Origin of the sequence: Streptomyces cavernae (assembly GCF_004023625.1) — a bacterium.
GTDB lineage: Bacteria > Actinomycetota > Actinomycetes > Streptomycetales > Streptomycetaceae > Streptomyces > Streptomyces cavernae.
Genome location: NZ_ML137714.1, coordinates 143,219 through 156,638, shown reverse-complemented (window position 1 = coordinate 156,638; position 13,420 = coordinate 143,219). Strand labels below are relative to the sequence as shown.

The window sequence follows — 13,420 nt, the reverse complement described above, 5'->3', positions numbered from 1 at the left end:
AACAGGGGATGTGACGGGCCCGTGTACATGTGTCCGAGGGTGATAGAAAGGGCGGTCTGCGAACACTTCGCCTACCGCCGGTGGGGCGCCGAGGGATCGGCAGAGGGACCACCGCGCGTGGCGGAAAATCAGTGATCAAGGGGGAAGCGCTGATGGGTCAGCCACCCGGTCAACCGCCGCAGGGCGGCTTCGGAGCTCCGCGGGACGCACAGCAGCAGGGGACACCACAGGGGCCGTCCCAGGAAGCGTCCCGGTCCCAGGAAGCGTCGCAGCAGGGGCCGTCGCAGCAAGGGCCGTCACATCCGGGGGCACCCCAAGGCGCCGCGCCACCGCCGCCCGCCCAGGCCCCCCAGGCCCCCCAGGCCCCCCAGGCCCCCCAGACTCCGCCCGGCCAGCCGTTCCAGGCTCCCCAGACTCCACCGGGTCAGCCTGCGCAGCCGCCCCCGGGTGCCCCGGGATACGGCTACCCGCAGCAGCCCGGCCCCGCTCCCGGCTCCGGCCCCGCTCCCGGCCCCTACGCCCAGCCGGGGCCTTACGCCCAGCCGGGCCCGTACGCCCCGCAACCCGGCCCCTATGGCGCGCAGCAGCCGGGGCCGTACGCGCAGCCGGGCCCGTACGGCGGACAACAGCAGGGTCCCTACGCCCAGCCCGGCCCGTACGGGCAGCCCGCAGGTCCCTATCAGCCGCAGCCGGGCTACGGCTATCCGCAGCAGCCGCAGTTCCCCGGCGCTCCCGGTGCTCCCGGCACCCCGGGCACCCCGCCCGGCGGTGGCTCCAATCCCTTCAAGGGCAGGCCCGCGCTGGTGATCGGGGCCGCGGTGGCGGCACTGCTCGTCATCGGCGGCACCGTGTGGGCGGTCAGGGGCAGCGGCGACGACGACAAGAAACCCGTCGCCGACAGCAGCCAGGACGCGAAACCCAGCGCATCCGCCCCCGCCGACCCCGGTGACGGAAGCGGCGACGGAAGCGGCGACGGCGGCGAGGACCCGGAGAACCTCAACGCGGGCCGCCAGCCTGGTGAGTCGAAGGTGCTCTGGTACAAGGAGGCACCCGACGCGCCCGGGAACGGCGCCGAGGCCCCCGGCATGTGGATCACCGACAAGGCCGCGGTGAAGGCTGCGTACAAGCAGGTCTTCGCATACAACGTCGGTGACGGGAAGCTCACTTGGGACCCGGTCACCTTCCCGCAGAAGATCTGCGCGGTCACCCGGCAGAAGACCGCCGACAACAAGATCGTCGTCGCGTACAAGAGCGGCGCCGCCAGCAGCGCCAAGTGCAACCAGATGGTCGAACTCGACCTCAACACCGGCCAGAAGGGCTGGACGGCGAAGATCGACGAGTCGGGAGGTCTGTTCGACAGCGTCCTCACCGTCGAGTTGTCCATCTCCGGGAACACGCTGATGGTCGGCCGGTCGCAGTCCGGCTCCGGGTACGACGTGGCCACCGGCAAGAAGAAGTTCGACGTGCTGCGCTACGGGCAGTCCTGCTTCCCGACCGCGTTCGCGGGCGGCCCCAAGTTGATCGCCGTCTCCTCCTGCGCGGCCACCACCGAGAAGGAGCACGACGAGGTCCAGGAGCTCGACCCGGCGACCGGCAAGGCCAGGTGGACCCGGCAGATCCCCAAGGGCTGGCGGGTGGACCGCGCCTACTCCGTGGACCCGCTCGTGCTGTACCTCACCAACGACGAGACGAAGGAGTGGAACGTCTCCACCTTCAAGGCCGACGGTTCCACCCGCTCGCAGCTCGACGTCGACGAGTCCTTCGCGCCGGACTGCGGCTGGGCGATCCTCAACCGTGACCTGGAGGGCTGCACCGGGGTGGTCGCCGACGCCGACACCCTCTACCTGCCGACCGAGGCGAAGAGCGGCGCCAACGAGATCGTCGCCGTCAACCTCGCCACGGGCAAGGAGAAGTGGCGCGCCAAGTCGCCGGGCGACACCAGCATGCTGCCGATGCGGATGGACGGCACGAACCTGATCACGTACGTCAGGCCGTCGTACGACGCGGGCGGCAAGGTCGTCTCCATCCCGACCGGCGGTGGTTCCCCCACACCGAAGACGCTGCTGCGCAACCCGCAGGGCGCCGCGGACGTCGAGAACGGCTTCTTCTCCAAGGACATCGACTACGTGGACGGGCGCTTCTACATCTCCACCACACGACTGACCGGCAACGACGAGGCCAAGGAGAAGTTGATGCTGGCCTACGGCAAGTGACGCCGTCCGCACGGCAACCGGCCCTCCGCCCAGCCCATCCGCAGCCCCTTCCGAGGTACCCACGTCATGACCCAGCAGCCGCCCCCACAGCCCGGTCAGCCACCCCACGAGCCGCCTCAGCAGCCCCAACAGCCGCCACAACCCCAGTCACCCGAGCAGCCCGAGCATGAGCAGCAGCAGGCTCCGCAGGATCCGGCGCCGGGCGGTTTCGGCGCGCCCCAGCCACCGCCCGCGGGCGGCTTCGGCGCGCCCCAGAGCCCACCGCCGGGCGGACTCGGCACACCGCCGCCACCGAACCCGCCGAGCCCGCACACCCCGCCGAGCCCGCATACCCCGCCCAACCCGGCAGACCCGTCGAACCCCGCGTACGGCTACCCACAGAGGCCACAGACGCCACAGGCGCAGGCGCCACAGCTCCCCCAAGCTGCCCAACCTCCACAGGGTCACGGTCACCCGCAGCAGGGCGGCCCCCCGCCGGGCTACGGCTACCCGGGCCAGCAGCAGCCCCCGCCGGGCTACGGCTACCCGGGCCAGCAGCAGCCCCCGCCGGCCTACGGCTATCCGGGCCAGCAACCCCCTCCGGGCTACGGCCACCCCGGCCAGCAGCCCCCGTACGGCTATCCGCAGCAGCCCGGTGTCCCCCTACAACCCCAGCCGGGGGCCGCAAAGAAGAAGGTCAACGCACAACTCGCCATCATCGTCTCCGCCGCCGTGGCGATCGCGCTGATCATCGGCGGCGGCGTCTGGTACTCGTCCACGGTCGGCAAGGACGACAACCAGGCGAGCGACTCCGGCACGAAGGACGGCCAAGGCGGCCAGGAGGACCGGAACGGCAAGAGCGACGACGGCGGCAACGGTGGCGGCGGGGCCTCCGGCGGCGCCGTCGAGAAGGCCCCGGCCGACCCCAACTCCCGTGTCCTGTTCCAGCTTCCGTCGCCGGAGGTCCAGGAGAAGACCACCTACAGCGTCCTCGGCTCCTGGCTCACCGACAAGGTGTACGCCAAGAGCGGCATCGCGGAAGTCGTCGGCTACGACCCCGAGAAGGGGACGAAGCTGTGGACGGTGAAGCTGCCCGGCCCGGTGTGCGCCGCGACCGGCCGGACCACCCCGGACAACAAGACGGCGATCATCTACGAACCCGAGATGCCGACCAAGGAGAAGCCCTCGCACGGCTGCTCCGAGATCGCGGGCATCGACCTCGACGCCGGCAAGAAGCTGTGGACCGCCACGGCCAAGACCGGTGACGAGAAGGTTCGCTTCGGCAATGTGACGATCAGCGGGACCACGGTCGCCGCGGGGAGCACCAGCGGCGGCGCCGCGTTCGACATGGCCGACGGCAAGCAGCTGTGGGCGCCCAAGGTCTCGGACGCCTGCTACGACGCCGGCTACGGCGGCGGCGCCGCGCTGGTCGCGGTGCGCAGGTGCGGTCTGTCGGAGGACGCGCAGCTGCAGATCCAGACCATCGACCCCAGGTCCGGCGACGTGCTCTCCGAGTACAAGATGTCCACCGGTATCGGGTACGCGAGCATCGTCTCGACCAGTCCACTGGTGCTGGCCGCGGACGTCGGCGACTCCGCCGGTGACGGCAGCGGCATCTCCGACCTGTTCTCCATCGACGCCAAGACCGGGAAGCTGCGCACCAAGATCTCGGTGCCCGGCGACCAGTACGCCGCCAAGTGCGACAACATCACGAGGATCGAGAACTGCTCGGGGATCGCGGTCGGCAACGGCCGGATCTATCTGCCGACCGAGGAACACGACGGCAGCGGCGACAGCTTCAGGCGGACCAACGAGATCGTCGCCTTCGACCTCGGCACGGGGAAGCAGACGGGGCAGCGGGCGGACGCCGGTGACGGCTACACCATCTCGCCCCTGCGCATGGACGGCGGCAACATCATCGCCTACAAGCGCCCGCCCTACGACAAGGGCGGCCAGATCGTCAGCATCGACGGCTCCTCCTTCAAGGAGACCAAGCTGCTGGAGAACCCCGCGTCGAGGACGGTCCGGGACGCGGAGACCCGGTTCCTGCTGCCCTACGCGGAGATCCTTTACCGCCAGGGTCGCCTGTACATGTCGGGCGTCTTCGCGAGCAGGCCGGTGTCGGGGAGCGACAGGAAGTACCTGGCGATCGCCTTCGGCACCGGCTGAGAAGCCGACCGGCCACCGGAGCAGCGGACCGGCCACCGACCGGCGATGGGAGCAGCCGACCGGCCACCGGAGCAACAGTGAGGGCGGCGGCGTCCCCCGCGGTTTTCCGCGGGGGAGCGCCGCCGCCCTCGTCGTGTCGGGCCGGCGTCAGCTCAGCCGGTGCGCCCCCGGCGACGGAACCGCCGCGAAGACCCGGGGTGCCGTGAAGCCCGCCGCGGCGAAGGCGTCCACGACCGCCTTGCTGATCGCCTCCTCGTCGGCCTCCTCGACCAGGACGATCGCCGAGCCGCCGAAGCCGCCGCCGGTCATCCGGGCCCCCAGGGCACCGGAGGCGTTCGCCGTGTCGACGACCAGGTCCAGCTCCGGGCAGGAGATGCGGAAGTCGTCCCGCAGGGAGGCGTGGCCCTCTGTGAGGACCGGCCCGATCGCCCGGGTCTCGCCCGCCTGAAGCAGCGCGACGACCCGCTCCACCCGCTCGTTCTCGGTGACGACGTGGCGCACCAGCCGGCGCACCTCCTCCTCGTCGCCCAGCCTGTCCAGGGCCGCGTCGAGGCCGTCGTACGGCACGTCCCGCAGCGCGTCCACGCCGAGCAGCGCCGCGCCCTTCTCACAGCCCTCGCGCCGCTTGCCGTACTCGCCGTCGCTGTGGGCGTGCTTGACGCGGGTGTCGACGACCAGCAGCCGCATGCCCTCGGCCGCCAGGTCGAACGGGATCTGCCGCTGCGAGAGGTCGCGGGTGTCCAGGAACAGCGCGTGCCCCTCGGTGCAGCACGCCGACGCCGTCTGGTCCATGATCCCGGTGGGCGCGCCCACGTACACGTTCTCGGCGCGCTGGCACAGCCGCGCCAGCTGCCAGCCCTTCAGACCGAGCTCGTAGAGGTCGTTCAGGGCGAGCGCCACGACGACCTCCAGGGCGGCCGACGACGACAGGCCGGCGCCCGAGGGGACCGTCGACGTCAGATGGACGTCGGCGCCCGTCACCGGGTGGCCAGCCTCCCGCAGAGCCCACACCACGCCCGCCGGGTAGGCGGTCCAGGCGCGGTCCGACTCGGGCGCGAGTTCGTCCACGCGCAGCTCCACGACGCCGCCGTCGACGTCCCCGGAGTGCAGTCGCAGACGTCCGTCCGTGCGGCGCGCGACCGCGGCGACGGTGGTGTGCGGCAGCGCGAACGGCATCACGAAGCCGTCGTTGTAGTCGGTGTGCTCGCCGATCAGATTGACCCGGCCCGGCGCCGCCCACACTCCTTCCGGCTCGGTCCCGTACAACTGCGTGAACCGCTCCGCCACCGTGGCGGCACCGGCGACAGCCTCGCTCATCCCTGACCTCTGATCTTCCGTACCGAACTGGCTGGACCGTACCGGCCGGCCCAACTGCGAACACGGCCCCGGTGGCCGCTCAGGCGCCGTGCCGCTGCGCGAATTCCCAGGCGTCCGCGACGATCCCCGTGAGGTCCGCGCGGGTCGGGTTCCAGCCGAGCCGCTCGCGGGCCGTGGCCGCGGAGGCCACCAGCACCGCCGGGTCACCGCCCCGGCGCGGGGCGACCACCTCGGGGATCGGATGCCCGGTGACCTGGCGGACGGTCTCGATGACCTCCCGGACGGAGAAGCCGTTGCCGTTGCCGAGGTTGCAGATGAGGTGCTCGCCGGGCCGCGCGGCCTCCAGCGCCAGCAGATGCGCCTCGGCCAGGTCGGCGACGTGGATGTAGTCGCGCACGCAGGTCCCGTCCGGCGTCGGGTAGTCGTCGCCGTAGACGGAGATCGCCTCGCGCTTGCCCTGGGCTACCTGGAGGACGATGGGGATGAGGTGCGACTCGGGGTCGTGCAGCTCGCCCTGCCGCCCGTACGCCCCCGCCACGTTGAAGTAGCGCAGCGACACGGCGGCGAGACCGTGCGCCGCCGCCTCTCCGCCGATCATGTGGTCGACGGCGAGCTTGGAGGCGCCGTAGGGGTTGGTGGGCTTCGTCTGCGCGGTCTCGACGATCGGTACCTGCTCCGGCTCCCCGTAGGTCGCGGCGGTCGAGGAGAAGACGAGCCTGCGCACGCCCGCCTCACGCATCGCGGTCAGCAGCGCCATGCTGCCGCCGACGTTGTTCTCCCAGTACTTCTCCGGCTTCACCACGGACTCGCCGACCTGGGACGACGCGGCGAAGTGCAGCACGCCGTCGTAGGAGGGGTCCAGCCATTTGGCGGCGTCGCGGATGTCGCCCTCGATGAAGGCGGCTCCCTCGGGCACGAGCTCACGGAAGCCGGTGACGAGGTTGTCGAGGACGGTCACTTCGTGGCCCGCCTCCAGCAGGTGCTGGGCGACGACGCCGCCGACGTAGCCCGCCCCACCGGTGACCAGGTACTTCCCACTCATGAACTCGCTACCTCTCGCAGTCGCTGGGCCGCGGCCTCCGGCGGCACGTCGTTGATGAACACGCTCATGCCGGACTCGGAACCCGCGAGGAACTTCAGCTTGCCGGAAGTGCGGCGGATAGTGAAAAGCTCGAGGTGGAGCGCGAAGTCTTCCCTGACCACGCCGTCGAAATCCTCCAGCGCGCCGAACGGGGCCTGGTGCCAGGCGGCGATGTACGGCGTCGGCGATTCACCTGCGGAGCCTTCCGCACCGTCCCCCGTGTCGAAGATCCGGTCGAAGCGCTTCAGGAGTTCCAGATACACCTTGGGGAACTCCGCGCGGGCGTCCTCGTCCAGGCCCAGCAGGTCCGGGACGCGGCGGCGCGGGTAGAGGTGGACCTCGTACGGCCAGTGCGCGGCGAACGGGGTGAAGGCGATCCAGTGCTCGGCCTCCAGTACGACCCGGGAGCCGTCCGCCAGTTCGCCCTCGACGATCGAGTCGAAGAGGTTCTCCCCGGCGGTCGCCTCCTTGTGGGCGGCGAGTGACCGCAGCATCAGCGCCGTGCGCGGGGTGGTGAAGGGGTAGGCGTAGATCTGTCCGTGCGGGTGGCCGAGGGTGACGCCGATCTCCGCGCCGCGGTTCTCGAAGCAGAACACCTGCTCGACGGCGGGGAGGTGGGAGAGCTCGGCGGTGCGGTCGGTCCACGCGTCCAGCACGAGCCGGGCCTGCTCCTCGCTGAGGTCGGCGAAACGCGCGTCGTGGTCGGAGGTGAAGCAGACCACCTCGCAGCGGCCGGAGTCGCCCGCGAGGGAGGGGAAACGATTCTGGAAGACGACCACGTCGTACGAGGAGTCGGGTATCTCGCTCAGCCGGTCGCCTTGGGTCGGGCACAGAGGGCACTCGTCGGCCGGAGGATGGTAGGTGCGGCCCTGGCGGTGCGAGGCGATGGCGACCGCGTCACCGAGCAGGGGGTCGTGGCGGACCTCGGACGTGGTGACGGTGGGGTCGAGCGGCCGCCGGTCCACCGCGTCGCGCACGGCGTCGTCGCGCAGGTCGTAGTAGATCAGCTCGCGACCGTCGGCCAGCCGGGTCGAGGTCTTCTTCACTGGGGGACTCCTCACCCACACCCTTCAAACATAACCGCACATAACAAACCACAAGCGACCAGGACCGTCAACGTCAGAACCAAACAAACCGCACCACGAAAGTGTTGGACGACGTTTCCCGCCGTCCTGACCCGTCCGGTGACCACAGAAAACCCTGTTCTTCGGGGGAGCGCGACAGGCGGAAACCCCCGAACCACCACAGTGCGCGACAGGCGGAAACTCCCGGACCACCACAGCGCGACTGAACGAAACCCGGGGAGCACGACGGCGCGGCTGAAGCCCCTGACGGGAGGGCAGCGCGGCGGAGCCCCGGGAACACCACAGCGCGACCGAACAAAAGGTGGGGAGCACCACGGCGCGGCTGAACGAAAGGTGGGGAGCACGACAGCGCGGCGGAAGCCGGGGGAGCACAACGGCGCGGCGGGGCCCCCACTCGGGGCCCCGCCGCGCCGTGAAGTGCGTCGCGCGGGCTGCGGCTACGCGGTGGTACCGCTGTCGGACGGAGCGGACGGCACGGGTCCCGCCCGGTCCAGCAGCCCCGTCCGCGCGGCCAGCGCCGCGGCCTCCAGCCGCGACCCGACCCCCAGTTTCATCAGCACCCGCTGAACATGTGTGCGCGCCGTACTCGGCGCGATACCCATCCCGGCCGCGATCAGCCGGGTGTCCTCCCCGTCCGCGACCCGTACCAGGACCTCGACCTCCCGCGGCGTGAGCATCTGCAGCAGCCGCTGACCCTCGTCGTCGGGCTGCGCGGCCGGGTTGAGCAGCTCGCTGAACGCGCCCTGCAGCAGCGTCGGCGCCACCGCCGCCTCGCCCGCCCGGGCCTTCATGATGGCCCGCTCGACCCCCTCGATCCGCTCGTCATGGCGTACGTATCCCGACGCGCCGGCGGCGAACGCGGCCGCGATACCGCGCGGATTCGGCACCGGGCCGAGGACCACCACCGCCACCTGCGGGCGCTCCCGCTTGATCTTCACCACCGGGTCGAACGTCCCCGGCTCCGCAGGTGTCGCCGTACCCAGCAGGCACACCTCCGGCGCCCTGGTGATCACCAACTCCGCGGCGCCCGCCGCGGGCGCCGCGGCCGCGAGCACGCGGTGCCCGCGCAGCTTCAGCGCCGAGGCGAGCGCCTCCGCGAGCAGTCGGTGGTCGTCGACCACCATGAGCCGCACTCCCATCGAACCAACCCCCCAGTCCCCCACGGATCCCCACTGGTCCCCCATTGGATCGGAGCCCCCCGGCTCTCCATCCCCCGGAAGCTACACGCTTGTTCGACATTGCGCGCCCCCTACCGGTGAGAAGCGACCGGAATACCGAAAATCTCTTCATTAGGGAGCGAAGGGTCGTACGCGGTCGCACGTGCCACCACCCCCGCGCCCCGCACCGCGCGCGCCGCCCCGCCCCTGAACAGGGCCGGGACCACCGACTGCCACCGACTATGGAATACGGAACCCTTCGGCGGCCACTCGGCCACCACCGAGCCACTACTCGGCTCCGAATCCGATCGCGGGCTATTCCTTCCCGCTCGCCGAGTTGGCCTTGCTGATCGTTTTGTTGCAATCAACCGAGCCGCTTGGTCAGTGTGTATTCGGTGACCCCGGGCGGATAGTCGGGGATGGCGCACACCACTTCGTACCCCTGCTTCTTGTAGAACTCCGGGGCCTGGAAGTCCCAGGTCTCCAGCCGGGCGGCGCGGCAGTCGCGGTCCTCGCGGGCCGTGCCCTCCGCCGACGACAGCAAACGGGAGCCGAGGCCGGTGCCGCGGTGCGCGTCGTCCACCCAGAGGTGGGCGACGTGCAGCCAGGCCGCCCAGGTGTGGCCGACCAGCCCGCCCGCCAGCTCCCCCTCGCCGGTCAACGCCCACACGTGGAGAGGGACTTCGCGTTCGCCGGGGGTTCCGCGCAGTGAACGGATGACCGGGGAGGCCGCCGTATCCGCCTCGCGCAGCCGAATCCGCAGTTGATCGCGCCGATCCCTGTCGACTCCTGTCTCAATGCGAAACATAGGGCTCACCATAAACGCGCTGGCCAATCAGTTCTGCAAATCACCTTCCGCTCCCGGCGACCGGCCTTACCCTGATGAACAGCACCGGTGGGGGCCGGTGTCGATCAGGGGGCGAGACAGTCGGGTACGACGCCCGGAGTGGGGGTAGCAGTCACAGCACGGCGGCGGCCGTGCGACTGCGGCAGCCCCAAGAGGTTCCCGAGCCTTCAGCGGCCGGGGCCGGCTCCGGGCGTTGTACCTGCGCCGGTCGTCCCCCGCCGACGTCGGCGAACGTATCCCCTGCTCTGTGGAAGAGCGTGGGGAAGGGGGTTTCAGTGGTTCGCATCCGAGTCCTGGTCGTCGACGACCATCGCATCTTCGCCGAGTCGCTCGCCGCCGCCCTGGCCGCGGAGCCCGACGTCGACGTCTCCGCGGCGGGCAGCGGCCCGGCCGCACTGCGCTGCCTGGAGCGGGCGGCCGCCGAGGGTCGCAGATTCGACGTGCTGCTCGTCGACGCCGACCTGGGCGGCAACGTACCGGGCGCCCGCCCGGCAGTACCCGTGCAGGACAGCAACGAGGACGGGCTCGTCGACGGCATCTCCCTGGTGGCGGGTGTGCGTTCCGGGCAGCCGAGCGTACGGACGGTGGTGCTCGCCGAGAAGGACGACCCGCGCCGGGCCGCTCTCGCCCTGCAGGCCGGTGCCTCCGGCTGGGTCGCCAAGGACTGTTCCCTCTCCCGGCTGCTCACGGTCATCCGCGGCGTGCTGCGGGACGAGACGCATCTGCCGCCCGCCCTGCTCACCGGTGTGCTGCGGGAGCTGACCGCGGCCCGCAAACACCGCACCGAGAGCGAGCGGCTGGTGGAGTCGCTCACCCCGCGCGAACGCGAGGTGCTGCGCTGCATGGTCGCCGGACTGGGGCGCAAGGCCGTCGCCGAGCGGCTCTTCCTGTCCCCGCACACCGTGCGCACCCATATGCAGAACGTTCTGGGCAAGCTGGGCGTGCACTCCACCCTCGCCGCCGTGGCACTGGCCCGCCGGGCCGGGGTGGGGCCGGTCGACTTGGCAGGCGATGTGGTCGAACGGGGCGGTCAGCTGGCGTAGCGGTCGGCCGGCGTCGCGGTCGGCCGACTCTGCTCTGCGGGGCCCGGGCGCTCTACGTGGGCGCGCCGGTGCTCTGCAAGGGCCCGCCCCGTGCGCGCAGGCCGGGGGCCGGATGGCACGCCGCCGGGCCGAGCGGCTCGCCGAGACCGTCGACCCGCGCGCCTGAAGAATGCTCACCTTCGCGTCGCGTCCGGCCCGTGGATCAGCCCGGGAATCGGCCCGGGCCGGGATCGGTCCGGCCCGGGATCAGCCCATGCCGGGATCAGGCGGCCTCGGAACCAGCCCAGATCAACTCAACGCGGCCCGGGATCGGCCCAGCCCGGTAACGGCCCGTACCCGTAACCAGCCCGGGATCGGCCCGGGCCGGGATCAACCACGCCCGGGATCGGTCCTGCCGGGACACCCTCGGGGATCAGCCCAGCCAGAATCAGCCCCGCAACGGCCCGGACCGCAATCAGCTTGAAGCGACCCCGACGGGCGGGAACCCGGGCGGCGCTCCTCGAAGCCCTTGCGCCGTCGCGCCCCGACGCGTCTCGGTCCCGTCACCCGCGGTCGCCGCGTCACCGACGTCACCCGAGTCACCGACGTCACCGCGTCACAATGTCACCCGAGTCACCGCGTCACCCAAGTCACCCGAGTCGCCGACGTCTCGTCGCGCCCGACGCTCCCCTCGGTCCCCGAGAAGCTAGCCGGGGATGTTGTCGAACGGGGCGGTCAGCTGGCGCAGCAGCCCGGCCAGCTCACTGCGCTGGGCCCGGGACAGCTCCGCGAGGATCGCGCGCTCCTGGTCGAGCAGACCGGCGAGCGCCTGGTCCGCCCTGTCCCGGCCCTCGTCCGTGAGCCGGACCAGCACGCCCCGCCGGTCGCTGGGGTCCGGAAGGCGCTCCACGAAGCCCTTCTTCGCCAGCCGGTCGATCCGGTTCGTCATCGTGCCCGAGGTCACCAGTGTCTGGGTCAGCAGCTGACCGGGGGAGAGCTGATACGGGGCGCCCGCGCGCCGTAGCGCGGTGAGCACGTCGAACTCCCAGGGCTCCAGACCGTGTTCGGAGAACGCCAGCCGACGCGCACGGTCCAGGTGCCGGGCGAGCCTGCTCACCCGGCTGAGCACTTCGAGGGGTTCCACGTCGAGGTCGGGGCGCTCTCGGCGCCACGCCGCGACCAGCCGATCGACCTCGTCCTCCATGGCGATCAGTGTAGTGGTTGTGTCGATGTGAAGTCTCTTGACGTCAAGATACTTGGGGTGTGAGGGTGGACCCACCTCAGCCGCACGCCCGGTGACTTCGAGGAGGCCCCGCCATGCCCGCGTCCACCCCCACCACCTGGGACCCCAGCCAGTACCTGCGCCATGCCGGCCACCGAGCCCGCCCCTTCATCGACCTCCTCGCCCGCGTCCCCGACCTCCCCGGTGACCCACCCCGCATCGCCGACCTCGGCTGCGGCCCCGGCAACGTCACCGTGCTGCTCGCCGAACGCTGGCCCACCGCCCACATCACCGGCCTCGACAACTCGCCCGAGATGCTCGGCCGCGCGGCGCGACACGCCGGCCCCACCCCGGGCGGCGGACGGCTGGACTTCGCCGAGGCCGACGCGGCCGACTGGGCGCCCACCCAGCCGTACGACCTGATCTTCAGCAACGCCCTGCTCCAGTGGGTGCCCGGCCACACCGACTCCTTCCCGGCCTGGGTGGACGCCCTCGCACCCGGCGGCACCTTCGCCTTCCAGGTCCCCGGCAACTTCGACTCGCCCAGCCACCAGCTGATGCGCCGCATCGCCCACTCGGCGCGCTGGAAGGACCGCCTGGCACACACTCTCCGCCACGACGACGCCGTCCGCACCCCCGACGCCTATCTGACGGCCCTCACGGACCTCGGCTGCGAGGCCGACGTCTGGGAGACCACCTACCTGCATCTGCTGCAGGGCGAGGACCCGGTGCTGGACTGGGTGAAGGGCACCGGGCTGCGCCCCGTCCTCACGGAGCTGGGCGCGGACGCCGAGGAGTTCGTCACCGAGTACGCGGCGGCCCTGCGCCAGGCCTACCCGCCCGGACCGCACGGCACAGTCTTCCCGTTCCGCCGCATTTTCGCGGTGGCCCGCAAGGGCGGGGGCGCATGATGCTCGTCGCCGTCGACCACGTCCAGCTCGCCGCCCCGCCCGGATCCGAGGACCTCCTGCGCGCCTACTGCATCGACGTCCTCGGCATGACGGAGATCCCCAAGCCGCCCGTCCTGGCCGCCCGCGGGGGCTGCTGGTTCGAGGCCGGGTTCGTTCAACTGCACATCGGTGTCGAGGCGGACTTCCGCCCCGCCAAGAAGGCCCACCCGGGCCTCAGGGTCACGGGGATCGAGGCGTACGCCGCGCGACTGCGGGACAAGGGCGCGTCCGTCACCTGGGACGACAACCTCCCCGGACACAAGCGCTTCTACTCCGAGGACCCGGTGGGCAACCGGCTCGAGTTCCTGGAGCCGCGCGGCTGAGAAGTCCGGCCGAGGAGGACCCCGCAGGGCACCGCACCCGCCGGACGAGGGCCAC

11 protein-coding genes are annotated in these 13,420 nt (G+C 71.4%); 5 read left to right on the top strand and 6 right to left on the bottom strand.

Going from position 1 to position 13,420, the window contains the following annotated elements:
* Window positions 1-152 precede the first annotated feature (152 nt).
* Window positions 153-2,213 (top strand): outer membrane protein assembly factor BamB family protein, encoded by a 2,061-nt coding sequence (locus EF387_RS08630; RefSeq protein ID WP_128375911.1) that lies wholly within the window; start codon window positions 153-155, stop codon window positions 2,211-2,213.
* 66 nt (window positions 2,214-2,279) lie between these two features.
* Window positions 2,280-4,361: an outer membrane protein assembly factor BamB family protein gene (locus tag EF387_RS08625; RefSeq protein ID WP_128375910.1), complete on the top strand. Its 2,082-nt coding sequence runs from the start codon at window positions 2,280-2,282 to the stop codon at window positions 4,359-4,361.
* A gap of 147 nt (window positions 4,362-4,508) precedes the next feature.
* Here EF387_RS08625 and galK read toward each other — a convergent pair whose 3' ends face one another.
* The 5 genes from galK to EF387_RS08600 all read right to left on the bottom strand — a co-directional run bounded on the left by galK (window position 4,509) and on the right by EF387_RS08600 (window position 9,821).
* Window positions 4,509-5,678, bottom strand: coding sequence for a galactokinase (galK, locus tag EF387_RS08620; RefSeq protein WP_128375909.1), 1,170 nt, complete (start codon window positions 5,676-5,678; stop codon window positions 4,509-4,511).
* 79 nt (window positions 5,679-5,757) lie between these two features.
* On the bottom strand, window positions 5,758-6,720 hold the full coding sequence (galE, locus tag EF387_RS08615) for a UDP-glucose 4-epimerase GalE (RefSeq protein ID WP_128375908.1): 963 nt from the start codon (window positions 6,718-6,720) through the stop codon (window positions 5,758-5,760).
* Window positions 6,717-7,805, bottom strand: a complete 1,089-nt coding sequence (gene galT / locus EF387_RS08610; RefSeq protein ID WP_128375907.1) for a galactose-1-phosphate uridylyltransferase — start codon at window positions 7,803-7,805, stop codon at window positions 6,717-6,719. The genes galE and galT overlap by 4 nt, the downstream gene beginning before the upstream one ends.
* A gap of 476 nt (window positions 7,806-8,281) precedes the next feature.
* The gene (locus EF387_RS08605; RefSeq protein ID WP_128375906.1) at window positions 8,282-8,983 is read right to left on the bottom strand and encodes a helix-turn-helix transcriptional regulator; all 702 of its coding nucleotides are present in this window, start codon (window positions 8,981-8,983) and stop codon (window positions 8,282-8,284) included.
* A gap of 382 nt (window positions 8,984-9,365) precedes the next feature.
* A complete protein-coding gene (locus EF387_RS08600; RefSeq protein ID WP_128375952.1) occupies window positions 9,366-9,821 on the bottom strand; it encodes a GNAT family N-acetyltransferase in 456 nt (151 codons plus the stop codon).
* Window positions 9,822-10,123: 302 nt separating this feature from the next.
* Between EF387_RS08600 and EF387_RS08595 the strand changes: the two genes are divergently transcribed.
* Complete coding sequence (locus EF387_RS08595) at window positions 10,124-10,891, top strand: LuxR C-terminal-related transcriptional regulator (protein ID WP_128375905.1); 768 nt, start codon at window positions 10,124-10,126, stop codon at window positions 10,889-10,891.
* A gap of 685 nt (window positions 10,892-11,576) precedes the next feature.
* Here EF387_RS08595 and tamR read toward each other — a convergent pair.
* The gene (gene tamR / locus EF387_RS08590) at window positions 11,577-12,074 is read right to left on the bottom strand and encodes a MarR family transcriptional regulator TamR (RefSeq protein ID WP_128375904.1); all 498 of its coding nucleotides are present in this window, start codon (window positions 12,072-12,074) and stop codon (window positions 11,577-11,579) included.
* A gap of 113 nt (window positions 12,075-12,187) precedes the next feature.
* Between tamR and EF387_RS08585 the strand changes: the two genes are divergently transcribed.
* Both EF387_RS08585 and EF387_RS08580 read left to right on the top strand, forming a co-directional pair.
* Window positions 12,188-13,003 carry a trans-aconitate 2-methyltransferase gene (locus tag EF387_RS08585; RefSeq protein WP_128375903.1) on the top strand — a complete coding sequence of 272 codons (816 nt, stop codon included), beginning with the start codon at window positions 12,188-12,190 and terminating at the stop codon, window positions 13,001-13,003.
* Window positions 13,003-13,365, top strand: coding sequence for a VOC family protein (locus EF387_RS08580; RefSeq protein WP_128375951.1), 363 nt, complete (start codon window positions 13,003-13,005; stop codon window positions 13,363-13,365). The genes EF387_RS08585 and EF387_RS08580 overlap by 1 nt, the downstream gene beginning before the upstream one ends.
* Window positions 13,366-13,420: the final 55 nt, after the last annotated feature.

Excerpts from the sequence above, each read along its gene's own strand:
- EF387_RS08630 (WP_128375911.1), top strand. The coding sequence starts at position 153 with ATGGGTCAGCCACCCGGTCAACCGCCGCAGGGCGGCTTCGGAGCTCCG.
- EF387_RS08625 (WP_128375910.1), top strand. The coding sequence starts at position 2,280 with ATGACCCAGCAGCCGCCCCCACAGCCCGGTCAGCCACCCCACGAGCCG.
- galK (WP_128375909.1), bottom strand. The coding sequence starts at position 5,678 with ATGAGCGAGGCTGTCGCCGGTGCCGCCACGGTGGCGGAGCGGTTCACG.
- galE (WP_128375908.1), bottom strand. The coding sequence starts at position 6,720 with ATGAGTGGGAAGTACCTGGTCACCGGTGGGGCGGGCTACGTCGGCGGC.
- EF387_RS08605 (WP_128375906.1), bottom strand. The coding sequence starts at position 8,983 with ATGGGAGTGCGGCTCATGGTGGTCGACGACCACCGACTGCTCGCGGAG.
- EF387_RS08600 (WP_128375952.1), bottom strand. The coding sequence starts at position 9,821 with ATGGTGAGCCCTATGTTTCGCATTGAGACAGGAGTCGACAGGGATCGG.
- tamR (WP_128375904.1), bottom strand. The coding sequence starts at position 12,074 with ATGGAGGACGAGGTCGATCGGCTGGTCGCGGCGTGGCGCCGAGAGCGC.
- EF387_RS08585 (WP_128375903.1), top strand. The coding sequence starts at position 12,188 with ATGCCCGCGTCCACCCCCACCACCTGGGACCCCAGCCAGTACCTGCGC.
- EF387_RS08580 (WP_128375951.1), top strand. The coding sequence starts at position 13,003 with ATGCTCGTCGCCGTCGACCACGTCCAGCTCGCCGCCCCGCCCGGATCC.